Here is a 23,729-nt window from a genome sequence, read left to right as displayed (position 1 = left end):
CGCGCGCTTCGCCGCGCACCGCCACAGTGCGCTAGCCACTGCCGCACGCCAGCGCAGCCGGCTACCATGCCTGCATCGCCGTATGGGAGCGTATCGATGACCTGGACCACGCCCGATCTATGTGACCGTTTTTCGGAGGTCAGCGTCGCTGAGCCGCTGTTCCGGCACTTTGGTGGGCGCGATACGTTTTCCGGCCCCATCGCGACGGTGCGCTGCTTCGAAGACAACTCGCGCGTGCGCGAGCTGGTCGCCACGCCGGGCGATGGTCGGGTGCTGGTGGTGGACGGGCAGGGCTCGTTGAAGCATGCGTTGCTGGGCGATCAGATCGCAGCGCAGGCGGTGGCCAACGGCTGGGCTGGCGTGCTGATCCACGGCTGCGTGCGCGATGTCGAAATCCTGGACAGCCTGCCGTTGGGCGTGCTGGCGCTGGCGGCCTGCCCGCGGCGCACCGAGCGGCGCGATCTGGGCGATGTGGATGTGCCGGTGAATTTCGCCGGGGTGGCGTTCGTGCCGGGGCATTGGCTGTACGCCGACCGCAACGGGGTGCTGGTGACGCCGCTGCCACTGTCGCTGGACAGTGCCGGCGGCCTGGTCTGATCGATCTCAGGGGAATGGCAATGCGTGTGAATCAATGGCTGACGGGAGGCGTGCTGATGCTGGCGACCCTGGTGACAACGACGCAGGCGGCGGAGCTGCCTGCCGGCATGCAGCAGTTCGATGCGCAGATGGAGCGTGTGCGCAAGCAGTTCGACGTGCCCGGCATCGCGGTGGCCATCGTCAAGGACGGGCAGGTGGTGCTGGAGCGCGGCTATGGCGTGCGCGAGATCGGCAAACCCGAGCCGGTGCAGGCCGACACATTGTTCGCGATCGCCTCCAACACCAAGGCGTTCACCGCGGCTTCGCTGTCGATCCTGGCCGACGAGGGCAAGCTCTCGCTGGACGACAAGGTCATCGACCACCTGCCGTGGTTCCGCATGTCCGACCCGTACGTCAGTGGAGAAATGCGCATCCGCGATCTGCTGGCCCACCGCAGCGGTCTGAGCCTGGGTGCGGGCGACCTGTTGTTCTGGCCAACCACCAGCTACACCACCGAAGAAGTGGTGCAGCGGCTGGCCAAGGTGCCGTTGAAGGGCGGATTTCGCGATCGCTACGCTTACGACAACATCCTCTACGCGGTGGCGCAGAAGGTGATCGAGCAGGTGTCCGGGCAGAGCTACCAAGCATTCCTGCAACAGCGCATTTTTACGCCGGTGGGCATGCGCGGCACGCGCTTCAATGCCGACCACCTGCAGCCCGGCGACAATGCCGCAGTCGGGCACGCCAAATACGATTTCAGCCAGCTGCGGACCGTGCCGCCGTTGACCTGGTCCAACAACTCCGGTGCCGGCGGCATCTACTCCAGCGCGCACGACATGGCGCTGTGGATGAAGGTGCAACTGGCCGGCGGCGTCTTGCCGGATGGCAAACCGCTGTTCAGTGCCAAGCGGCAGCAGGAAATGTGGTCGGTGATCACCCCGGTTGCGATTGCCGAGGCGCCGGTCCCCGAACTGGCGGCCGCGCGGCCCAATTTTGCCGGGTATGGCGAGGGCTGGGGGTTGAGCGATTACCGCGGCCACCGTCTGGTCTCGCATACCGGCGGCTGGCCGGGCATGGTGTCGCGGCTGACGCTGGTGCCCGACCAAAACCTGGGTGTGGTGGTGCTGACCAATCAGGAAGTGGGGGCAGCGTTCAACGCGGTGACCTGGCAGGTGCTGGATGCGTTCTTGCAGGCGCCGCCTACCGACTGGACCGCGGCTTATGTGAAGGCGGTGGACAAGGCGGCCGGTGATGCCGATACCAGCTGGAAGCAACACCAGGACGCGCGCGCCGCGCGTTCGACGCCGTCGTTGCCATTGCGCAGTTATGCGGCCACCTATCGCGACCCGTGGTACGGCGATGTGGTGATCCGCCAGGACGGCACGCGCTTGCGCCTGCAGTTCTCCAAGACCGCGCAATTGGTCGGCACGCTGGAGCACTGGCAGCACGACAGCTTCATCGTGCGCTGGGACGACCGCTCCTTGAATGCCGATGCCTTCGTCAACTTCGCGCTGACACCCGATGGTGCGGTGCGCGAGATGCGCATGGAAGCGATCTCGCCGCTGACCGATTTCAGCTTCGATTTTCAGGATCTGGTGCTGACCCCGGTCGAGGCGGACGCCGCAGCGCCGAAGTGAGGTGATGCTCGGCCGGTGGTGTGCCGGGCGTGATTGAGTGCGCTGGTGGCCGAATTGCCGGCAGCGGTCGGTAAGCGCGCCGACAGTCCGCTCAGTGGCCATCGTCGACGCCTGATCCACGCCCGCCCGGGCCGTGGTTATCGCCACCGTGCGGCTACCGCCTGGTGCCGCGTGTGGTTATGATCCGCGCACTTCTCAAGGATGTCGCCGCACGCATGACCACTCCGCAGATGTCGGTGTATTTCTTTCTGCAGGCCGCTGCGATCCTGCTGGTGTGTCGGTTGGTGGGCAGGCTGGCCAAGCGTCTGGGGCAGCCGCAGGTGGTCGGCGAGATGATCGCCGGCGTGATGCTGGGGCCGTCGCTGTTCGGCCTGCTGGCGCCGGGCGTGCAGGCGGCGCTGTTCCCCAAGCAGACCATGGACGTGCTGTACGTGTTCGCGCAGTTCGGCGTGGGCCTGTACATGTTCCTGGTCGGCACCGATTTCCGTGGCGATCACTTCCGCGCGCGCTACCGCAGCGCGATGAGCGTGTCGCTGGCCGGCATCGCGGTGCCGTTCGCGCTGGCCTTTGCGATGTGCCCGTGGCTGCTCACCGTGGATGGACTGTTCTCGGACAAGGCCAAGCTGATGGAGGCCTCGCTGTTCCTGGGCGCGGCCATCGCGATCACCGCATTCCCCATGCTGGCGCGCATCATCCACGAACGCGGCCTGACCACTAGCCCGCTGGGCACGCTGGCGTTGACCGCCGGCGCGTTCGACGACGCGGCAGCCTGGTGCATCCTGGCCGTGGTGTTGGCCAGCTTCGGCGGCAGCTGGGGCAGTGCGTACCTGGCCATCGGCGGCGGCGTGGCGTACGCGGTGTTCATGCTCTTCGTCGGCCGGCATCTGTTGCGCCGGCTGGCCGACCACGTGGCGCCGGACCAGCCGCTCGACAACAGCATGCTGGCGATCGTGCTGATGCTGTTCTGCGTCAGCGCCTGGGCGATGGATGCGATCGGCATCCATGCGGTGTTCGGCGGCTTCCTGCTCGGCGTCTGCCTGCCCAAGGGCGCGCTGACCGAGAAGCTGCGCGCGATGATGCAACCATTCGTGGTGGTGTTGCTGCTGCCGTTGTTCTTTACCTATTCGGGCCTGAAGACCCAGCTCAGCGTGCTGCTGCAGCCGCAGATCATGCTGGCCGGGGTGGCGATCCTGCTTGCCTCGTTCGTGGGCAAGGGCGTGGCCTGCTGGGCCGCGGCGCGCGCCACCGGCGAGAACAACCGCGACGCGATGGCGATCGGGTCGCTGATGAACGCGCGCGGGCTGATGGAGTTGATCATCATCAACATCGGCCTGCAGGCCGGGGTGATCGAACAAGGCCTGTTCTCGGTACTGGTGCTGATGGCGATCCTGTCCACCTTGATGGCAACGCCGTTGTTCAACTGGATCATGCGCCGGCATGCCCACGTGAGCGATGCGGTGCCGAGTCTGCAACGGCGTTGAAGGCTTGCCGCCGTGTAGTGGGTGGCCACGCTCGGCGGGCGTTTCGACCCGGCGCAGTTCGATGTGGCGGAGATCAACCGGCTGCTGCTGCGTATCCGCGACCAAGAGCGGTTAGCCAGGGTCGGCTGAGCAGGCACCGCACCACGGCTTGACGCCCGATCGGCTAGCCTGGGTGCCCGGCGTCTGACGATGTGGCTGCAATGTTCCGCTGGTTCGAATCCCTGATCGATATCTTCCCGCCCATCGAGCGGGAGATGCCGCCACGCAATGTGTGGCGGTTCTATCTGCATTACCTGCGGCCGTTGTGGCCGATCCTGCTGGCCACGCTGATCGCCGGGCTGTTGCTGGCGCTGGTGGAAGTGGCGATGTTCGACTTCCTGGGCCGCATCGTCGACATGCTCACCGAGCGTCCGGGGCCGGACTTCTTCCGCCGGCATGCCGGCGAGCTGGCGTGGATGGCCGCGATCACCCTGATCGCGCGGCCGTTCTTTACCGGGCTGCACAACCTGCTGGTCAACCAGGCCATCGTGCCCGGCCTGAGCAACCGCTCGCGCTGGTTGATGCACAACTACGTGGTGCGGCAGAGCCTGGGCTTCTTCAACAACGACTTTGCCGGCCGCATTGCCAACCGGGTGATGCAGACCGGTACCTCGTTGCGCGAATCGGCGGTGCAGATGGTCGATGCGCTGTGGTACATCGTGGTCTATACCGGCAGTGCGCTGTGGCTGTTCGCCCAGGCCGACCCGTGGTTGATGGCACCGCTGCTGATCTGGCTGGTGGTGTATGTCGCCTTGATGGCGTTCTTCGTGCCGCGCATGAAGGCGCGTGCCTGGGTGGCGTCGGACGCGCGTTCCAAGGCGACCGGGCGCATCGTCGATGGCTACACCAATATTTCCACGCTCAAGCTGTTCGCGCATGCCGGCCGCGAACAAGCCTACGTCCGCGATGCCATCGACGAGCTGGCGGTCAAGCATCGCGGGCAGACGCGGGTGACCACCGCGATGGATACCGCCATCGCCATGGCCAACGGCTTCCTGATCGTGGGCACCTGCGCGCTGGCGCTATGGCTGTGGAGTCGCGGCCAGATCAGCGTGGGTGCCATCACCCTGGCCACCGGCCTGGTGATCCGCATCCACAACATGTCCGGCTGGATCATGTGGACGGTCAACGGCATCTTCGAAGATATCGGTACCGTGCAGGACGGCATGCAGACCATCTCCCAGCCGGTGCAGGTCCAGGATGCGCCCGATGCGGTGCCGCTGCGCGTGACGCAGGGGCAGGTGCAGTTCGAGCAGATCCATTTCCATTACGGCAAGCGCGGCGGCGTGATCGCCGGGCTGGACCTGCAGGTGCGCGCCGGCGAGAAGATCGGCCTGGTCGGGCCCTCCGGCGCCGGCAAATCCACCCTGGTCAACGTGCTGCTGCGGCTGTACGACCTGGAACAGGGGCGCATCCTGATCGACGGGCAGGACATCGCGCGGGTCACGCAGGAAAGCCTGCGCGGGCAGATCGGCCTGGTGACGCAGGACACCTCGCTGTTGCATCGCTCGATCCGCGACAACCTGCTGTACGGGCGGCCGCAGGCCAGCGAAGCGCAGATCCTGGATGCGGTGCGCAAGGCACGCGCGGAAGCGTTCATCGAGACGCTGGTGGATGGCGAAGGCCGGCGCGGCTTCGATGCACACGTCGGCGAGCGCGGGGTCAAGCTGTCCGGCGGTCAACGCCAGCGCATCGCCATCGCGCGCGTGCTGCTCAAGGACGCACCGATCCTGATCCTGGACGAGGCGACTTCGGCACTGGATTCGGAAGTGGAGGCGGCAATCCAGGACAGCCTGGACGCGCTGATGGGCAACAAGACGGTGATTGCCATCGCGCACCGGCTCTCGACCATCGCGCGCATGGACCGGCTGGTGGTGATGGACGGCGGCCGCATCGTCGAGACCGGCACGCATGCGGAGCTGATCGCACACGGCGGGCTGTATGCGCGCCTGTGGGCGCGGCAGACGGGTGGGTTCGTTGCGGCGGATGCGTGAGGTGACGTTGTGTGCGAGAGCTGCGTGACACTGGAGTGTGCGTTCCCCGCCTGCCAACGCAAAAAGCAATGATGCAAGCCCCTCTCCTGCGGGAGAGGGGTTGGGGTGAGGGTACGGGGCGAAGCCACTTGGTGTGTTCTCTGGAGACGCGTGGCGATGCGTTCGACCGCGCAGGCGGTGACAACTTCGCGGGGCGCCCCTTATCCGCCCCTGCGGGGCACCTTCTCCCGCGCGCGGGAGAAGGAAGCACTGCAGTCCTTCGTTCGCCTGCAGCAGCAAGCCCCTCTCCTGCGGGAGAGGGGTTGGGGTGAGGGTACGGGGCGAAGCCAGCTGGTGTGTCATTTCTGAAGGCGCGTGGCGACGCGTTGGACCTCGCAGGCGGTGACAACTTCGCGGGGCGCCCCTTATCCGCCCCTGCGGGGCACCTTCTCCCGCGCGCGGGAGAAGGAAGCACTGCAGTCCTTCGTTCGCCTGCAGCAGCAAGCCCCTCTCCTGCGGGAGAGGGGTTGGGGTGAGGGTACGGGGCGAAGCCACTTGGTGTGTCATTTCTGAAGGCGCGTGGCGACGCGTTGGACCTCGCAGGCGGTGACAACTTCGCAAGGCGCCCCTCATCCGCCCCTGCGGGGCACCTTCTCCCGCGCGCGGGAGAAGGAAGCACTGCAGTCCTTCGTTCGCCTGCAGCAGCAAGCCCCTCTCCTGCGGGAGAGGGGTTGGGGTGAGGGTACGGGGCGAAGCCACTTGGTGTGTCATTTCTGAAGGCGCGTGGCGACGCGTTGGACCTCGCAGGCGGTGACAACTTCGCGGGGCGCCCCTCATCCGCCCCTGCGGGGCACCTTCTCCCGCGCGCGGGAGAAGGAAGCACTGCAGTCCTTCGTTCGCCTGCAGCAGCAAGCCCCTCTCCTGCGGGAGAGGGGTTGGGGGGAGGGTACGGGGCGAAGCCACTTGGTGTGTCCTCTGGAGGCGTGTAGCGGCGCATCGGACCGCGCAGGCGGTGACAACTTCGCGGGGCGCCCCCTCATCCGCCCCTACGGGGCACCTTCTCCCGCGCGCGGGAGAAGGAAGCACTGCAGTCCTTCGTTCGCCTGCAGCAGCAAGCCCCTCTCCTGCGGGAGAGGGGTTGGGGTGAGGGTACGGGGCGAAGCCACTGGTGTGTCATTTCTGAAGGCGCGTGGCGACGCGTTGGACCGCGCAGGCGGTGACAACTTCGCGGGGCGCCCCTCATCCGCCCCTTCGGGGCACCTTCTCCTCCATAAAGGAGGACAATGTCCCGATGGGAGAAGGGATTCATCACTCGATCGGCTGATCCAGCATCAGTTCGCGCGCAAAGCGCACCGGCGGCGCACCATAGGACAGCATCTTGTCGTGGTAGGCCTTCAGGTTGAAGTCTTTGCCCAGCTTCTCCTGCACCGCCTTGCGCGTATCCAGATGCTCCTGTACGCCGACGAAGTAGGTCGGCAGCTGCGCCGACGACAGCTGTGCGCGCACCCATTTACCGGAGGCCTCGCTTTCCTGCTGGAAGGTGTCGTGGGTCATCAGATGCATCGCCTTGTCGCGATCCCAGCCGTCCACATGCACGCCCTGGTCGAGGATGGCATTGGCAATGGTGCGCAGGTAGAACTTCAACTGCACCAGGTGGAACAGCGGGTCGTTATCCAGATAGCCCTGTTCCTGCATCATGCGCTCGGTGTACACCGCCCAGCCCTCGGCGAACATGCCCGAACGCAGCACCGCACGCAGCGTGGACGGGAACTTGGCCGAGTGCCAGCCTTCCAGGTAATGACCCGGCGTGCCCTCGTGGATGCTCAGCAGGTGGATCATGCGGGTGTTGTATTCGCGCAGGAACGAGTCGACCTGCTTGTCGTTCCAGTCGTCAGGAATCGGCGACACCGCGTAGAAGGTCTTCAGATTCTTGTCCAGCGGGCCGGGCGAATCGCAATAGGCCACTGCCACGCCACGCTGGAATTCCGGCATGAGGATGATGTCCACCGGCGAATCGGGCAGCGTCATCAAATCCTTCTGGCGCACGAATTCGGTCGATTGCGCCAGCGCTGCCTTGGCTTGGTCCACCACCTTGTCGCGCGCCGGCTTGTCGGCATAGGCCAGTTCCAGCGCCGCTTCGATCGCGGCCTGCTGCTGCGCGTCGTTGGGCGATTCGGGCAGCTTGAGAGCGCCGGGCTTGTCCTTGAGCACGGTGCGCGCAATGCCGTACATCTCGCCCCGCACGCGCTTGAGTTCGGACTCGGCACGCTGCTTGATGTCGGCACGCGACAGCGACGACAGCAGCGCGAACTTCAGCTTCTGGTCGTACTTTTCCGCTCCGATGCGGAAGTCGCCCTTGGCGTTGGGCACCAGCACGGTGTCCAGCCAGGTCTGCTGCTCGGCCACTGCCTTCTTCAGGTTGTCGATGGCCGCTTGCGCGCGCGCCGCTTCGATCGGGCCCAGCTGGCTGATGTTGGGCGCGATGAAGGTGTCGACGATGCTGAGGATGCCCTTGTTCTGCTTGGCCACCGTCTCTGCATGGATCTTCGGTACGCGTGCCGGGTCAAGGTTGGCACGCGCCTGCGCAAAGATGCTGGGAATTTTTTCCATGCGTTGAGTAGCGGCGCTCAGGCGCTCGGGCAGCGGCGCGAACTCGCGCGCCATCAGACCATACAACGCGCTGCCGGCCAGGCCGTTATAGACCTGCGGGTCCCAGGCCCAGCTCTGCAGCACCTCGGTATTCCAGATCTCCGATTGCAGCTGATTGCGCAGGATGGCGGCGTCCACCTGGTTCTCGCGCGAGAGCTTGGCGACATCGACCGCGTCCAGTTCGGTCAGCAAGGTCTTGTTGGCTTCCAGGCTGCGCTGGCGGCCGCCGTCGCTGAGGTCGTCGATCTGCGCATCGAAGCGGTGGTCGCCGGTCTGCGTGGCAGTGACCGGCGACAGCTGCATCCAGGTGTCGAGTGCACGCTTGGACAGCGCGGCAAACCGCGCATCCGGGCTCTGTGCATCTTGCGCGCCGGCAGCGGGTGTGGCATCGGCGCGCGGGGATTGGGGCTGTTGCTGGCAGGCACCGAGGCCGGCAAGCAGGGCGAGGACAAGCAGGCGTTGACGCATCGTGGATCCTGGTCAGAGCAAACCGCCAGCATAGGCATCTGTGCGCCCGTTCGCATCCGCCATTGGTTTAGAGTGGCCACCGAGCGGTACCCGATCAGGCGGGCGCGACCGCATGCTGTTGCCGCAGCGGCACTGCAGCTGGCCTCACCCAGGGCCGGTGGTGCATCGGCAACGGTCCATGGTTCCTGAGTCATGTACCAATCGCACTGTTTTCCAAGGAGCAAACCCATGCAGTACGCCGGCAGCTGCCATTGCGGACGCATCGCGTTCGAGCTCGAGACCGATGCGCCGATCACCGAAGTCTACGATTGCAACTGCTCGTTCTGCCGCCGTCGCGGCGGGCTGCTGTGGTTTGGTGCGCGCTCGCAGCTGCAGCTGCACGGGGCCGCGCAGGAGATGGGCAGCTACCGCTTCAATCGGCAGCATATTGCGCACCACTACTGCGCAGCGTGCGGCATTGCGCCGTTCAGCGAGGGCGCCAACCCCAAGACCGGGGAAGCCAATGTTGCCGTCAACGTGCGCTGCATTCCCGACCTGGATCTGTCCACGCTCAGCGTGCAGAAGGTCGATGGAGCCAGCCTGTGAGGCGCGGCCTGCCGCGGTATGCGGCGCTGTTGCTGATCGGGTGGATGCTGGCGGGCTGCGCGCGGCCGCAGGGCGACATGGCGGCCGATGGCGGCGCTGCGGCACCGCCGGCGCCGGTACCATCCGGTGCGGCACTGGCCTATGAACACGATGTCCGCATCGAACTGCCTGCCGATCAGATCGGCGAGCGCATCGCCGCGGTGCGTAGCGCCTGCCAGAGCGCGCAGTACGGCACCTGCGCACTGCTGACGGTGGAGCAGCACGGCGGGCGCGATCCTGGCGGCAGCGTCAGCGTGCGACTGGTGCCCGAGGGCGTCGAGCCGATGGTGCAACTGGCCGGCCAGCACGGCGATGTGGCCGCGCGCAGCACGCGCGCCGAGGATCTGGCCCAGCAGATCGCCGATACCGGGCTGGCGCAGGCGCGGCTGCAGAAGGAACACGCGCGGCTGCTGGAGCTGCAGCAACGCCGTGATCTGGCGGTGGGCGACCTGCTGGCGGTCTCCAAGCGCCTGGCCGACATCGAGGCCGAGGCGCAACAGACCCAGCAGGAGGCCGCGCAACAACAACGTCGCGTGCGCACCCAGTTGCTGACGCTGCATTTCAGCAGCACCGGGGGCGAACAGGGCAAGGGCGAGATCGCCGAGGCGGCAGCCGAGTTCGGCCAGGTGTTCGCGGCCAGCGTGGCATTCGTGATTCGTGCGGTGGCGGCGCTGCTGCCGGTGGGCGTGGTTGCCGCTGTGGTCGGCTGGCTGGCGCTGCTGGCCTGGCGCTGGCGCCAACGGCGCCGCAGGATGTCCTGAACCCGCATGCGGCGGCTGTTCCGTGGCCCCGAGATGACGTGTCATGTCGAGTAGGCCAATTGCGCTAGACAGGAGTCTTGAGACGGATGCGCCGTCTGCACCTTGCAGGCGGCGCAGGCAACATTGGATCAGGGGCTGCCGCCGACTGCGGCGCAGCGGTGCGCGCATGCGTTGGGCAGCCCCCGACGCGATGCTCAGCCTTCGTCGTATTCGTATTCGACGAACACATCCAGCTGCAGTGCCAGTTCCTGCACTGCGTCGCGCACCTTCTGCGCAGTGGCTTCATTGCCGGCATCCACTTCGAATTCGTGGCTGCCCGGGCCTTCATCATCGGAGAGGCCGGCCGAGCTGGAATCATCGTCGTCCAGGTGCGGCATCAGGTCGTCGACTTCTTCCACGTGCTCGATGCCTTCGATGCTCTGCAGCAGGTTGGCGATGGCGCGCGCGTCGTCGTCGGTACCGGTGATACGCAGGCGAAGAGTGGGCATGGACGTGTCCTGGGGATTGGGGACCCCAAGCCTAGGCAGCGCGAGGACAAAACGAGGTGATGGCGCCGCCGCAGCCGTTCACGGCGAATGCGCCAGCCAGGCATCGCTTGCCGCCTGTTCGGCATGCAGTAGGCGCTGCGTTGCGGCGCGCAGCATGCTCGGCACGATGTAGTGGTGATGCACGTGATGGATGGAGGCCAAGTACAGGCGTCCCAGCCAGTTGCGGCAGCTGACCTGCGTGGCCATGGTCAGCACGATGCGATGCTCGCCGATGCGGCGCAACCCGATCGAGGAACGAAAACGCAGATGCTTGTCGTCGGCGCCGAGGACGACCTGCACCTGCTGCCCATCGGCATCGCGACGTTGCGCCAGCACCGGGAAGCGCCCGGCGAACAGCTGCTTTGCAGACGGATCGAGCAAGGACGACACCGGGCAGCCCAGGCGCGAGGTACGCAGCCCCAGCGGCTTGACCATCAGGTTGCGCAGCCGCATCAATCCGCTCACCCCGCCCGGCGGCTGATCCACGAACGCCTGCAGCAGATCGCAGAGCACGCCCTGCAGGTTGTCGCTGCGCAACTGGCGCGTGTCCAGCTCCAGCTGGTGGCTGTCTTGGAAATGTACGGCCTCGCCGAGCTGGCCGTGCAGCAATGCATCGGCAGGCAGGCCCTTCAGCGGGCGGATCTGCGGCAAGCCCAGGCGCGTGGCGACAAACCCGGGCCGACGTACCCGCGGCAGCGCCTGCCGCAGCCGGCCGCTCCAGCGGCGCGCGCGGCTGCAGGCGCGTTGCTTCCAGCCGAGGCCGGCAGCAGCTCGGTCAGGCTGGCGATGGTGGCCTGGCCCCGGTTGACCAATGCCTGCTGCGCGTCGCTCAGTACGCCGCCGGCTTCGTCCGGGTGGCAGGACAACGCAAAGAAGGCCGAATGCATGGCATCGCCCTGCGCCGGTGCGAACTGATGCCAGGTGCCGCCGCCGAAGCGCACGGTGAACAGGCTGTCGCCGGGCAGGTTCACATAACGCAGCGCGCGCACGAACGCATGCGGGTCCGCTTCGATCTGCTGCGGCGAGGCGGTGGAAAAGCGCAACTGTGCGCCGCCGCTGCCGGTGATGGCAGTAAACACGCGGTTGCCGGCGTGGCAGTGGAAGGGGAAAGCCCCTTGCAGCGCGATTCTCTTGCAAAGCCCCTCTCCCCACGGGGCGAGAAGGCACAGCTTGCGCGCCACTGGCGCGCGTGGCTTGGAGCGCCCGCGCCGCAAGCGCGGGCCGGGGTGCGGAGCGGGGGTTGGGGTGAGGGTACGGGCGAAGCCACACGCCTACCCGGATTCCACCAGGCTTCAATCTGCTGCCAGTGCCTTGCGCGTATTCCGACGCCCCCGCAGCTCCCGCACGCCGTCGCTCGGCGGCAATGTCACCAGCTCGGCGGGCAGCGCCGGCATCGGCGTGCGCTCGTCCAGGGCTTCGCGTTTGAGCCAGTCGATGAACACCGCAGCGGCGGGGCTGGGCGCGCGGTGGCTGGGGTGCACGATGTAATAGGCGTAGCGCGCCTTGAGCGTGGGCCCGGGCAGGCGCACCAGCTCGTAGCGCTGCAGGTAGGGCTGGGCGATGTGCTTGCGTGCCAGGACCGCGCCCAGGCCGTAGACCGCCGCGCGCATGGCGTCGGTGCTGTCGTTGAAGGTGTGCATCGGCGGCAGCGTGGTGCCGCGCACCTGCGCGGCGCGGAACCAGTCACGCCAGCCTTGCGGCGACATGTCGCTCAATAGCGGCAGCTGCGCGATCTGCGCGGCGGTGCGCAGCGCGGCCACTTCCGGCAGCGAGGGCGATGCCACCGGAAACAGCTCGTCGTCCATCAGGTGCTGCGAGGTCAATCCGGGCCAGGCGCCCTGTCCGTAGCGAATGCCCAGCTCGGGGCCGCCTTCCTCGAAACGCGAGAATGCCGGGTCCGACTGCAGGTCCAGGCGGATGTGCGGATGCGCGCGGCAGAAGCGCGGCAACCGCGGCAGCAACCAGCAATACGACAGCGAGCGCAGTGTGGTGACGCGCAGCGGGATGGCCTCGTCGCGCGGATGCAGGTTGCCGGCAACCGCCGCGATCTCGGCCAGTGCGGCGGTGGCGGCATTGGCCAGCTGGCGGCCTTCGGCAGTGAGCTTGACGCCGCGCGGCAGCCGCTGGAACAGGGTCGCGCCGAGCAACGCTTCCAGCTTGCGCACATGGTGGCTGACCGCACTGGCGGTGAGGTGCAGTTCTTCGGCCGCATGCGCGAAATTCTGGTGGCGGGCGGCCGCGGCGAACACGCCCAGCGCGGGCAACAGGGTGGGGCGCAGGTTCATCCAGACATGAGTCAGATTTGTGGCTGGCTGCGATACTACGCGCTTGTCGCGCCTGCGGGCGCAGCCGATGCTGCGTCATCCCATCGCGATGATCGTGCCATGTCCACCTGCCTGCCGGATGTCGTTGCCTGCCGTTTCAGCGCACTGCGGCGCGTCGCAGGAGCCTGCCCGTGAGCGCACACCCCTCGACGCAGCCGCAGCTGGCGGCACGCGAATGGCGTACGCCGCTGGAGCTGGGGTTCCTCGGCATCGTCTGGGGCTGCTCGTTCCTGTTCATGCGCGTGGCCGCACCCAGGTTCGGCACGGTGGTGCTGGTGGAAATTCGCCTGGCGCTGGGCGCACTGGTGTTGCTGCCGTTCCTGTGGCTGGCACGCGAGCGCTTCCCGCTGCGGCGCTGGCCGATGCTGGCGGCAATCGGCGTGCTCAACTCCGCGTTGCCGTTTCTGCTGTTCGCCTGGGGCGCACAACACGCCCCGGCAGCCGTCGGTGCGATCTGCAATGCGATGACGGTGTTGTTCACCGCATTGATCGCGTTTTTGTTCTTCGGCGAAAAGATCGGCACGCGGCGCGCATTGGCCTTGCTGGTGGGCTTCATCGGCGTGCTGGTGCTGGCCACCGGCAAATCGGCAGGGCTGAGCGTGGGGCCGGCAGCACTGGCGGGCGCCACTGCGTCGCTGCTGTACGGCATCGGCTACAACCTGGTGAAGCGGCACATGGGCGACCTGCCGCCGGCGGCATCGGCGGCGTCCACGCTGGGTTGCAGTGCGCTGCTGCTGGCACCGCTGGCCTGGTGGCAGTGGCCGACCACGCCGGTGCCGGCAGTGGCCTGGGCCTGCGCCACCGCGCTGGGCGTGGTCTGCACCGGGCTGGCGTTCCTGATGTACTACCGCCTGATCCAGCGCATCGGCCCGGCGCGTGCATCCACCGTGACCTACCTCGTGCCGGTGTTCGGCGCGCTGTTGGCATGGTCGCTGCTGGGCGAACCGCTGACCTGGACCATGCTGGTCGCCGCAGTGCTGATCCTCGGCAGCGTCGCCTTCAGCCAGCGCGCCCGCTAAAACGAGCGCGCCCGCTTTTACGAATCCCCAATCCCGAAACCCCAATCCCGAACTAGCCGGCAGGCGGCGCCCGTACCGGCAACGGCACATTGCACAGATCGATATGCCCGGCCGGGCGCTTGTAGAAAGCGTCCTTGCGATTGCGGCGGGCTTCGGCCACATCACGGAAGGTCTGGCTGTCGGTGCGCAGCACCTGCAAGGGCGTACGTTCGGGTACCGGCACTTCGCTGGCCAGACGCATCGCGCGGATCGGCGAGCGCTGGGCGGGGTCTTCGTAAAAGCCCATCGGGTCCGGGCCACGCGGGATCACGCTCAGCAATTCCATGCCTTTGACCACGCGGCCAACCACGGTGATATTGCGGTCGAGCTGGCGCGGCGACTGCCCGGTGACCACGTAGAGTTCGGCGCCGATGCTGCTGTCGTCGTCGTTGTTGCGGCCTGCACCGAGGGTGCCATAGCAGTGCGCCAGCCAGGTCTTGCCGTTGGCGCCATCGCGGCCGACCGGAAAGCCATCGACGAAGCCGACCTGCGGCGCCCAGCCGTCGCTATCGGGCAGACGCTGGAAGTCCAGGCCCTGCGAGGCGCGTTCGAATTCGGCCGGCAGATGCGTTTTGGCCGATCCCAGTGACTTGGCCTTGCCCGGCGTCTCGCCATCCGGGTCGCCGAACTGCACCACGAAATTGTCCTGCGAGCGATAGATGCTCAGCCCGTCCCAGAAGCGCTCATGCGCCAGCGTGCGGATATTGGCGACATGTTCGGGCGCAAACTGCGGCGCCAGCTCGATGATCACCCGCCCGCCATCCAGCTCCAGATACAGGGTGCGCTCGGGATCGAGCACGCGCCATGCGCCGGCCGGTGAACTGTCCAGTATCTGTTGCGGGCTGCGATAGGCCGCGTTGGCGGCAGCGGGCAGGACCAGGGCGAGCAGACAGGCAGAAGCAACGGTGCGCAGCAGCATGAAGGCAACCAGTCGGGAAGATGCCCGATTCTTGACCAATGCACGCAAGGACGCAAAGCGCGGTTTCGCAAACCGCACCGCCAGCGCAGGATGCCAGCGGTGCAGGCTTGGCCCCCTTTAGGAGTTGCGCACGTGCGGGCTGGTGTGATGCGCAGCTGCGCCATGGTTGTTGCGGAACAACGGCACCAGCTGCCAGAGCGCGGAGATGCCGACCAGCGTGTAGACCACACGTGACAGCAGCGCATCCTGTCCACCGAACAGCGCCGCCACCAGATCGAACTGGAACAGGCCGACCAGGCCCCAGTTCAATCCACCGACGATAAGAAGCACCAGGGTGATGATGTTGATCGCTTTCATGCAGGCATTCCATGTGGGTTGGGAGGCCCCAGGGTCCGCATGCGGCAGCGAGTATGTCGTGAGCATGGTCGCCGCGTGGCGCCGCGTGCAGACATCACGCTCACATCCGGGCGCCCGGCGCGCGGCCTTGGCGCGGCTGAAACATCGATCACCGGCGCTGGCATGCAACGGCAGCGCGCCGTCACCGCGCCGGTTTGCGCCTGACGTAGAGCTGCTTGCGAACGCGTGCCACCACCTCTCCATCGCGGTTGTGCACTTCGTTCTCGAACCAGCGCAGATGCTTGCCGCCACCGGCAGTGGCTTCGCGCAGCTCGGCCAGCACCTGGTCGTCGATCACGAAGTCCGCGCTAACCGTTCCGCGCCCGGGTTTGACGAAATCGATGCTGCCGGCCTTGTCCCAGACGTAATAGTCGCGGCCCAGGTTCTGCATCACCAGCAGCATCCAGAACGGGTCGGTCATGGCGAACAGGCTGCCGCCGAAATGGGTGCCGACGTAGTTGCGGTTCCAGGGCCGCTGCCGCAGTTCCACCCGTGCAAAGCGGTAGTCGGCCGAGAGCACGCTGACGTGGATGCCGGCGAACAGATACGGTGGCCACAGGTTGATACCGAGCTTGAACAGTGAAGCGCGCATGCGGGCCGGGATCCATGGCGGGGCGGGTGTGCAGCATAACATTCGCATGCGTATGGTGGGCGCTAGCCACCCACCTCGGCCGCTCGTGTCAGTCGGAGCGGACCTGGCTGCGACGCAGCCTTACCGGGGCGGCAGATTGGCGACCGGTAGTAATGCCCCGCCACGGCGAGGTCCGCTCCTAAGTGTCCCATCTGGCGCCGCAGCGCCGTCGGCATCAGAACACCAACGCCGACATCTTGCGGCGGTAGCGGCCCACCAGGTCTTCGTCTTCGATCACGCGGAATGCGTCGATCAGGCTGCGGCGCGGCAGGTTGTCGTCGAAGCTGCGGTCCTGGCGCAGCATTTCCAGGAACTGCTCCAGCGCCGCTTCGTCGTTGCCGTCGAGCAGATGGCGCACGCCCAGCAGATGACGGGCGCGCAGGTCGGCGCCGTTGGCGTCCACGCTGGCCTGCAGTGCGCCCGCGTCCGGGGCGTCCTTGAGCACATTGGCAAAACTCAGGCGGGCCTTGGCACGCACCGCGCGGTCATCGGTGGCCAGATTGGCGGGCAGCGCATCGATCAGCTGTTCGGCCTCGGCGGTATCGCCGGTCTTGAGCAAGGCCAGCGCCAGGTCCAGCTTGAGCTCGTCCTTGTCCGGCTCGGCGGCGATCGCCTCGCGCAGCGCGGCGGCCTGCGCCTGTGGGTCCAGCGGCGCCTCGTGCAGCGGCGCTTCGGCAACCTGCGGTTCGGCCGGCAGCACGCCGTGCTGGGTGAGGAATTCGCGGATCTGGCCCTCGGGCATCGCGCCCGGGAAGCCGTCCACCAGCTCGCCGCCCTTGACCAGGAAGACGGTCGGCACCGAGCGGATCTGGAACGCGGCCGCGATCTGCTGCTCCTTGTCCACATCGACCTTGGCCAGCTCGAAGGCGCCGTGGTAGTCGGCGGCCAGCTTTTCCAGGATCGGCGTCAGCGTCTTGCAGGGCCCGCACCAGGTGGCCCAGAAGTCCACCAGCACCGGTGTCGTCAACGATTTCTGCAGGACCTCGGTCTCGAAGGTGTCGGTGGTGACATCGAATACATGCGGTTTGTCGGACATGGGCTTCCTGAAAGTAGTGACGGCAACAGTGGAGGGTAATGGTGGCAAACCCGGCCGACACAAGTCCGGCGCGGCTGCCAGGCCCAAGGGGTTCACGCCGCGTCCGCCCGGCACGACAATGCCGCGTCCTGGTGGCGCGCATGCGCCCCGCACCGGAGCACCACAATGGGAAGTACCGACAGCGCACAGCGCTACCTGGGCCTGATCGCGGCCACCGTCTTCGTGCTGGCGGTGGCCGGGTTCGGCGCCACGCTGCCCGGCTATCTGCAGGCCAGCCACCCGGTCGCGCTGCTGGGCGCGGCCGGCGTGCCGCACGCGCTGGGCTTCAACCTGCTGGCCTTCGTGCTGGTCGGCGTGCTGGGCATGGTGACGGGGGTCAGCCTGCTGGCGCGCATGCCGCCCAAGGCCGGCTGGAGCCTGCGCGTGGGTGGGCAACTGATCGTGCTGGCGGGGCTGGCCTTCGTCGGCATGGGCATGCTGCCGCTGGACCCCACTGACCTGGACGGCCGCGCCAGCCAGGCGCATGCCACGGCGTGGCTGTTGTGGGCGGTGGCCTTCGTGCCGGCCATGCTGTTGATCGCCGCCGCGCTGCTCAACGGGGCCGACACCCGTGGCCTGGCCTGGCTCAGCCTGGTGGCCGGGCTGCTGGTGGCGGTGCTGGCGTTCGGCCCGCCCGGCCTGCTGCGGCAGGCGATTGCCCAGCGGCTGGCGTTCCTGGCCTGGGTCGGCTGGCTGGCGTTGGCCGCCTGGAGTTGGCCAGCCAAGCCGCCCGTGCTGCAGTAACGGTTTGGAGCACCTGCTGCACTGCGGTACCCTGTACCGCTTTGCACCGCCCGAGCATCCGCTCCCAATGTCCACCGTCGAACCGAACGCCTACGACCCGCAGCAGGTCGAATCTTCCGCCCAGCAGTTCTGGGACGCCACTCGCGCCTTCCAGGTCGACGAAACTTCGGACAAACCGAAGTTCTATTGCCTGTCGATGCTGCCGTACCCGTCCGGTGCGCTGCACATGGGCCATGTGCGCAACTACACCATCTCCGACGTGGTCAGCCGCTACAAGCGCATGACCGGCCACAACGTGATGCAGCCGATGGGCTGGGATGCGTTCGGGTTGCCGGCCGAAAACGCCGCGATCAAGAACAAGACCGCGCCGGCCAAGTGGACCTACGCCAACATCGAGCACATGCGCGGGCAGCTCAAATCGCTGGGCTACGCCATCGACTGGTCGCGCGAGTTCGCCACCTGCACGCCGGACTATTACGTGCACGAGCAGCGCATGTTCACCCGGCTGATGCGCAAGGGCCTGGCCTACCGCCGCAACGCGGTGGTGAACTGGGATCCGATCGACCAGACCGTGCTGGCCAACGAGCAGGTGATCGACGGCCGCGGCTGGCGCTCCGGCGCGCTGGTGGAAAAACGCGAGATTCCGCAGTGGTTCCTGCGCATCACCGACTACGCGCAGGAACTGCTGGACGGCCTGGATCAGCTGGACGGCTGGCCGGAGTCGGTCAAGACCATGCAGCGCAACTGGATCGGCCGTTCGGAAGGCCTGGAGATCCAGTTCGACGTGCGCGATACCGACGGCGCCGCACTGGACCCGCTGCGCGTATTCACCACCCGCCCGGACACGCTGATGGGCGTGACCTTCGTGTCGATCGCCGCCGAGCACCCGCTGGCCCTGCACGCCGCCAAATCCAACCCGGAACTGGCGCGCCTGCTGGAAGAGCTCAAGCACGGCGGCGTCTCCGAAGCCGAGCTGGAAACCCAGGAAAAACGCGGCATGGCCACCGGCCTGACCGCGGTCCACCCGATCAGCGGCGAGCAGGTGCCGGTGTGGGTGGCCAACTTCGTGCTGATGGGCTACGGCACCGGCGCAGTGATGGCAGTACCGGGCCACGACCAGCGCGATTTCGAGTTCGCCAACAAGTACGGCCTGCCGATCGTGCAGGTGGTCAAGCTGCGCGAGCCGCGCAACGAAGAAGAGCAGACCTGGGACGCCACCCAGTGGCGCGACTGGTACACCGACAAGAGCCGCGCGCTGGAGCTGATCAATTCGGCCGAGTTCGACGGCCTGGATTTCGGCGGCGCCTTCGAAGCGCTGGCCGAGCGCTTCGAGCGCAAGGGCCAGGGCCAGCGCCGGGTCAATTACCGCCTGCGCGACTGGGGCGTGAGCCGCCAGCGCTACTGGGGCTGTCCGATTCCGGTGATCTACTGCGCCAAGTGCGGCGCGGTGCCGGTGCCGGAAGACCAGCTGCCGGTGGTGCTGCCGGAGAACGTGGAATTTGTCGGCACCGGTTCGCCGATCAAGACCGACCCGACCTGGCGCCAGACCACCTGCCCGGACTGCGGCGGCCCGGCCGAGCGCGAGACCGACACCTTCGACACCTTCATGGAGTCGAGCTGGTACGTGGCGCGCTACACCAGCCCGAACGCACGCGACATGGTCGACCGCCGCGCCAACTACTGGATGCCGGCCGACCTGTACGTGGGCGGCATCGAGCACGCGATCCTGCACCTGATGTATTTCCGCTTCTATCACAAGCTCATGCGCGACGCGCGGCTGGTGGACAGCGACGAGCCGGTGACCAACCTGCTCACCCAGGGCATGGTCATCGCCGACACCTTCTACCGCGACGCCGACAACGGCGGCAAGGACTGGATCAATCCGGCCGATGTCGAAATCCAGCGCGATGAGCGCGGCCGCGTCACCGGTGCGGTGCTGATTGCCGATGGCCAGCCGGTGCACATCGGCGGCACCGAGAAGATGTCCAAGTCCAAGAACAACGGCGTGGACCCGCAGTCGATGGTGGCCAAGTACGGCGCCGATACGGTGCGGCTGTTCTCGATGTTCGCCGCACCGCCGGAACAATCGCTGGAATGGAACGAGGCGGGCGTCGATGGCATGGCGCGCTTCATGCGCCGGCTGTGGGTGCAGGTGCACAAGCATGTGGCCGAGGGCAGTGCAGCGGCGCTGGATGCCGCCAGCCTGAGCGCCGAACAGAAGGCCGTGCGCCGCAAGACCCACGAAACCATCGGCAAGGTCAGCGACGACTACGGCCGCCGCCACAGCTTCAATACCGCCATTGCCGCGGTGATGGAGTTGTCCAACGCGCTGGCCAAGTTCGACGACGCCAGCGACCAGGGCAGGGCGGTCCGCCAGGAAGCACTGGAAGCGATGGTGCTGTTGCTCAACCCGATCACCCCGCATGCCAGCCATGCGCTGTGGCAGGTGCTGGGCCGCGGGCAGACGCTGCTGGAAGACGTGCCGTTCCCGCAGGCCGACGCCAGCGCGCTGGTGCGCGACGCGCTGACCCTGGCGGTGCAGGTCAACGGCAAGCTGCGCGGCACCATCGAGGTGGCCGCGGACGCGGCGCGCGAGCAGGTCGAAGCGCTGGCCCAGGCCGAGCCGAACGCGGCCAAGTTCCTGGAAGGGCTGAGCGTGCGCAAGATCATCATCGTGCCGGGCAAGATCGTGAACATCGTGGCGGGGTAAGCATTGCTGATGCGTCGGCTTGCCCTCGCCGTCCCGGGCAGTGCGCCGGCGCGGCGCGGGGGCGCTGCGATCGGGTGGCTACGGCGTTTCCCCGCAATTGCTTGCGCTGGTGTAGCGACGCATCAGCGACGTTTCCGCTGCAGGTGCTGGCGACAAACTGCATCGGTTCGGTTTGTCGATTCACCGGCGTGTGGCGAGGCGTGGTGGAGTTTCCGCAATGGTTCCCGGTCATTCGTTTCACTGACGCGTGGCGACGCGTTTGTCCTTCCCGGGCGCCGCGCGTTGAAGCGGCGCCTTATCAAGCCCCGTTCACGCGGGCTGCGTCAGGCTAGCCGCCTGTTGCCGCCGCCGGGGCGCTCCTCCAGACTGTGCCCATGATCCGATTTCCTACTGCGTTCGCTGCGTCCCTCGTGCTGGTCTCCAGCCTCACCGCCTGCGGCTTCCATCTGCGCAACGCGCTTGCGTTGCCACCCGACACCCCGGCAGTGAAGGTGCAGTCCGCCGTGCAGTACAGCGAGCTGGCCAAGCTGCTGCGCCGTGGCCTCAAGGCCGCCGGTGCCACCGTGGCCGATGAAGATGCCAAGACCGGCTTTGCGCAGCTGCAGGTGTTGTCCGAACGCTGGGGCGACCTGCCGATCGCCATCGACAGCCAGGGCCGTGCACAGGAATACAGCCTGCGCTACGCCGCCATCTTCACCCTCACCACCGCCAACGGTTCGGTGCTGGTGCCGCAGCAGGTGATCGAACTGTCGCGCGACTACGTGTCGCCGCCGGTGGACGCCACCGGTACTGCGACCGAGCGCGAGATCCTGGCCGACGAACTGCGCAAGGACATGTCCGCATCGATCCTGCGTCGCATCGACAGCGTGGTGCGTGCGCGTATCCAGCGCGGCGAAAGTCTGGAGAGCACCCCGACCGCGCCGCTGCCGCAGGCCACCACTCCGCCGGTGCAGCCGTCCACGCCCGAGTCGAGCGTGCCGGCGTCGCTGCCGCCCGCGTCCTCGTCCAATAACTGAGCAGCCGGTGATCCGCCCGTCCGCGCAGTTGCAGGGCAGCCGCGCCCGGTGTCCGGCATCGGCCTGCGGCAGGCGCAGATCGCGGTTCGCACGCCGCGGCCATGCCGGGGTGATCGCGGCCGACGCAGTCCTGTCCGTTACGTTTCAGTCCCACGCGCGTTCGTAGTCATGGAACTTCGCCCAGAACAGCTGGCCGGCCAGTCCAACCAGCCCTTGCAGCCGGTCTATCTGATCGCCGGCCCGGAAACCTTGCGCGTGCTCGAGGCCGCCGACGCCGTGCGCGCCCGCGCCCGCGCCGAAGGCATCAGCGAGCGCGAGGTGTTCGATGCCGATGGCCGCGAGTTCGACTGGAACCAGCTCGACGCCAGCTTCAACGCGCCCAGCCTGTTCAGCCCGCGCCGGCTGGTGGAAGTGCGCCTGCCCAGCGGCAAGCCGGGCAAGGACGGCGCCGAGGTCATCACCCGTTTCTGCGCCAACCCGCCGCCGGACGTGGTGCTGCTGATCACCGCCAATGACTGGAGCAAGGCGCACCAGGGCAAGTGGGCCGACGCGGTGGGCCGTCTGGGCACCATCGCGGTGGCCTGGGCGATCAAGCCGCACGAACTGTCCGACTGGATCGAACGCCGCCTGCGCAGCCAGGGCCTGCGCGCCGACGCGGCTGCGGTGCAGCGGTTGAGCGAGCGGGTGGAAGGCAACCTGCTGGCCGCCGCGCAGGAAATCGACAAGCTCGCGCTGCTGGCCGACGGCAAGACGCTGGATCTGGAGGCAATGGAATCGCTGGTGGCCGACGCGGCGCGTTACGACGTGTTCCGCCTGGCCGAGACCGTGTTTTCGGGCCAGCCGGTCGCGGTGATCCGCATGCTGGCCGGCCTGCGCGCCGAGGGTGAGGCGGTTGCCGCGTTGATGCCGATCCTGATCAAGGAACTGCTGCGCACCGCCGCGCTGGCCAAGGTGCAGGCCAACGGCGGCAACCTGGCCGCTGAAATGAAATCGCAGGGCATCTGGGAATCCCGCCAGGCCCCGTTCAAGCGCGCGCTGCAGCGCCACCCCGAACCGCGCCGCTGGGAGCGCTTCGTCGCCGAGGCCGGGCTGGTCGACCGCATGGCCAAGGGCCGCGCCGATGGTGACGCCTGGGTGAGCCTGGAGCGCCTGCTGGTCGCCGTGGCCGAAGCGCGCGCGGTGAGATTGCTGGCGTGAGGGCGGGGAGAGCCGGGGGGGGCGGGACCGGGGAAGGGCAGAAGCAACGGCAGCAGTCGCAACGCGATCAGCGTGCGGCCTTCGGCGTTACGCCTGGCTCCTCCGGGTCCCCGGTCCCCCGTCCCCAGCCCCCGTTCGAGCAAGGGCTAGCGCAGCACCAGCAGCCCGACCAGCGTGCGGCTGCCGACTCCGCAACCGACTCTCCCGGGTCCCCGGTCCCCGGTCCCCGGTCCCGGCTCCCCCAGCTCCATCTTTACTACGGCGGCACCTTCGACCCGATCCACCTGGGCCATCTCGCCATCGCCTGCGCGGCGCGCGACGAGCTCGGCGCGGTGGTGCATCTGGTGCCGGCCGCCGACCCGCCGCATCGTCCCGCGCCCGGCACCACCGCCGCGCAGCGCGCGCAGATGCTGGCACTGGCGCTTGCCGGCCAGCCCGGTCTGGTACTGGATGACCGCGAGTTGCAGCGCGCCTGTGCCGGCGGCGCGCCGTCCTACACGGTGGAGACGCTGCGCGAACTGCGCGCAACGCTCGGCCCGCAAACGCCGATCGCCTGGTTGCTGGGCGCCGACGCCTTCGTCGAGTTGAGCCATTGGCATCAATGGGAAGCGCTGTTCGGGCTGGCGCATTTCGTCGTGGCCGCGCGCCCGGGGACAGCGCTGGATCTGGCTCAGGCGCCCGCGCTCGCTGCCGCAGTGCAGGGCCGATGGGCGGCCAGCGTGGACGAGCTGGCAGCGTCGCCGGCCGGACGACTGTGGCGGCTGCAGCAGCCCTTGCGTGGCGAGTCGGCCAGCGCGGTGCGCGCCCGCATCGCCAGCGGCGCCGACTGGCAGGGATTGGTACCGGCCGCCGTGGCCGGCTTTATCCGCCAGCATGGCCTCTACGGTTGTGCCCGCCCGGCTAGCTGAACACGCAGCCTCCCGG

The 23,729-nt window shown here is 67.5% G+C and carries 19 protein-coding genes and 1 pseudogene; 12 read left to right on the top strand and 8 right to left on the bottom strand.

The window, feature by feature from the left end; translation table 11 throughout:
* Positions 1 to 96 precede the first annotated feature (96 nt).
* The 4 genes from rraA to HG421_RS11465 all read left to right on the top strand — a co-directional run bounded on the left by rraA (position 97) and on the right by HG421_RS11465 (position 5,727).
* Complete coding sequence (gene rraA / locus HG421_RS11480) at positions 97 to 597, top strand: ribonuclease E activity regulator RraA (RefSeq protein ID WP_169706482.1); 501 nt, start codon at positions 97 to 99, stop codon at positions 595 to 597.
* A gap of 20 nt (positions 598 to 617) precedes the next feature.
* A complete protein-coding gene (locus tag HG421_RS11475) occupies positions 618 to 2,213 on the top strand; it encodes a serine hydrolase (RefSeq protein ID WP_169706481.1) in 1,596 nt (531 codons plus the stop codon).
* A 215-nt stretch (positions 2,214 to 2,428) separates the two neighbouring features.
* A complete protein-coding gene (locus tag HG421_RS11470; protein ID WP_169708168.1) occupies positions 2,429 to 3,694 on the top strand; it encodes a cation:proton antiporter in 1,266 nt (421 codons plus the stop codon).
* A 200-nt stretch (positions 3,695 to 3,894) separates the two neighbouring features.
* Positions 3,895 to 5,727: an ABC transporter ATP-binding protein gene (locus tag HG421_RS11465; protein ID WP_169706480.1), complete on the top strand. Its 1,833-nt coding sequence runs from the start codon at positions 3,895 to 3,897 to the stop codon at positions 5,725 to 5,727.
* A 1,287-nt stretch (positions 5,728 to 7,014) separates the two neighbouring features.
* On the opposite strand, the gene HG421_RS11460 is transcribed toward HG421_RS11465, so the two are convergent.
* Positions 7,015 to 8,823: a DUF885 domain-containing protein gene (locus tag HG421_RS11460; RefSeq protein WP_169706479.1), complete on the bottom strand. Its 1,809-nt coding sequence runs from the start codon at positions 8,821 to 8,823 to the stop codon at positions 7,015 to 7,017.
* A gap of 228 nt (positions 8,824 to 9,051) precedes the next feature.
* Here HG421_RS11460 and HG421_RS11455 point away from each other — a divergent pair, with 228 nt between their 5' ends.
* Positions 9,052 to 9,408, top strand: coding sequence for a GFA family protein (locus tag HG421_RS11455; RefSeq protein ID WP_169706478.1), 357 nt, complete (start codon positions 9,052 to 9,054; stop codon positions 9,406 to 9,408).
* 44 nt (positions 9,409 to 9,452) lie between these two features.
* Positions 9,453 to 10,208 (top strand): DUF4349 domain-containing protein, encoded by a 756-nt coding sequence (locus HG421_RS11450; RefSeq protein WP_429001920.1) that lies wholly within the window; start codon positions 9,453 to 9,455, stop codon positions 10,206 to 10,208.
* Positions 10,209 to 10,402: 194 nt separating this feature from the next.
* On the opposite strand, the gene HG421_RS11445 is transcribed toward HG421_RS11450, so the two are convergent.
* From HG421_RS11445 to HG421_RS11435, 3 genes and pseudogenes are all read right to left on the bottom strand, one after another.
* Positions 10,403 to 10,696, bottom strand: coding sequence for a hypothetical protein (locus tag HG421_RS11445; protein WP_029220654.1), 294 nt, complete (start codon positions 10,694 to 10,696; stop codon positions 10,403 to 10,405).
* A gap of 78 nt (positions 10,697 to 10,774) precedes the next feature.
* Positions 10,775 to 11,841 (bottom strand): annotated as a pseudogene (locus tag HG421_RS11440) (DUF2867 domain-containing protein); the annotation flags it as partial.
* 186 nt (positions 11,842 to 12,027) lie between these two features.
* A complete protein-coding gene (locus tag HG421_RS11435; RefSeq protein WP_169706476.1) occupies positions 12,028 to 13,020 on the bottom strand; it encodes a LysR substrate-binding domain-containing protein in 993 nt (330 codons plus the stop codon).
* Between the two features lie 170 nt (positions 13,021 to 13,190).
* On the opposite strand from HG421_RS11435, the gene HG421_RS11430 reads away from it, so the two are divergent.
* Positions 13,191 to 14,078, top strand: a complete 888-nt coding sequence (locus tag HG421_RS11430) for a DMT family transporter (protein ID WP_169706475.1) — start codon at positions 13,191 to 13,193, stop codon at positions 14,076 to 14,078.
* A gap of 52 nt (positions 14,079 to 14,130) precedes the next feature.
* On the opposite strand, the gene HG421_RS11425 is transcribed toward HG421_RS11430, so the two are convergent.
* The 4 genes from HG421_RS11425 to trxA form a co-directional block, all read right to left on the bottom strand.
* Positions 14,131 to 15,036, bottom strand: a complete 906-nt coding sequence (locus HG421_RS11425) for a peptidylprolyl isomerase (protein WP_169706474.1) — start codon at positions 15,034 to 15,036, stop codon at positions 14,131 to 14,133.
* A 117-nt stretch (positions 15,037 to 15,153) separates the two neighbouring features.
* Positions 15,154 to 15,393 carry a DUF378 domain-containing protein gene (locus tag HG421_RS11420; protein WP_169706473.1) on the bottom strand — a complete coding sequence of 80 codons (240 nt, stop codon included), beginning with the start codon at positions 15,391 to 15,393 and terminating at the stop codon, positions 15,154 to 15,156.
* A gap of 181 nt (positions 15,394 to 15,574) precedes the next feature.
* Positions 15,575 to 16,024 carry a DUF4442 domain-containing protein gene (locus HG421_RS11415; protein WP_169706472.1) on the bottom strand — a complete coding sequence of 150 codons (450 nt, stop codon included), beginning with the start codon at positions 16,022 to 16,024 and terminating at the stop codon, positions 15,575 to 15,577.
* Positions 16,025 to 16,238: 214 nt separating this feature from the next.
* Positions 16,239 to 17,099 carry a thioredoxin gene (trxA, locus tag HG421_RS11410; protein WP_169706471.1) on the bottom strand — a complete coding sequence of 287 codons (861 nt, stop codon included), beginning with the start codon at positions 17,097 to 17,099 and terminating at the stop codon, positions 16,239 to 16,241.
* A gap of 165 nt (positions 17,100 to 17,264) precedes the next feature.
* Between trxA and HG421_RS11405 the strand changes: the two genes are divergently transcribed.
* The 5 genes from HG421_RS11405 to nadD all read left to right on the top strand — a co-directional run bounded on the left by HG421_RS11405 (position 17,265) and on the right by nadD (position 23,713).
* Positions 17,265 to 17,882 carry a DUF998 domain-containing protein gene (locus tag HG421_RS11405; RefSeq protein ID WP_104580525.1) on the top strand — a complete coding sequence of 206 codons (618 nt, stop codon included), beginning with the start codon at positions 17,265 to 17,267 and terminating at the stop codon, positions 17,880 to 17,882.
* Positions 17,883 to 17,949: 67 nt separating this feature from the next.
* Positions 17,950 to 20,592, top strand: a complete 2,643-nt coding sequence (gene leuS, locus HG421_RS11400) for a leucine--tRNA ligase (RefSeq protein ID WP_169706470.1) — start codon at positions 17,950 to 17,952, stop codon at positions 20,590 to 20,592.
* 374 nt (positions 20,593 to 20,966) lie between these two features.
* Positions 20,967 to 21,608 (top strand): LPS assembly lipoprotein LptE, encoded by a 642-nt coding sequence (gene lptE / locus HG421_RS11395; protein ID WP_169706469.1) that lies wholly within the window; start codon positions 20,967 to 20,969, stop codon positions 21,606 to 21,608.
* A 168-nt stretch (positions 21,609 to 21,776) separates the two neighbouring features.
* Positions 21,777 to 22,805, top strand: coding sequence for a DNA polymerase III subunit delta (holA, locus tag HG421_RS11390; protein WP_169706468.1), 1,029 nt, complete (start codon positions 21,777 to 21,779; stop codon positions 22,803 to 22,805).
* Complete coding sequence (gene nadD / locus HG421_RS11385; protein ID WP_429001875.1) at positions 22,802 to 23,713, top strand: nicotinate-nucleotide adenylyltransferase; 912 nt, start codon at positions 22,802 to 22,804, stop codon at positions 23,711 to 23,713. The genes holA and nadD overlap by 4 nt, the downstream gene beginning before the upstream one ends.
* Positions 23,714 to 23,729 lie beyond the last annotated feature (16 nt).

The organism is Xanthomonas campestris pv. badrii (assembly GCF_012848175.1).
Taxonomy (GTDB): domain Bacteria; phylum Pseudomonadota; class Gammaproteobacteria; order Xanthomonadales; family Xanthomonadaceae; genus Xanthomonas; species Xanthomonas campestris_C.
The sequence above is the reverse complement of the archived record's forward strand: the minus strand, read 5'-3'. Positions and strand labels throughout refer to the sequence as shown.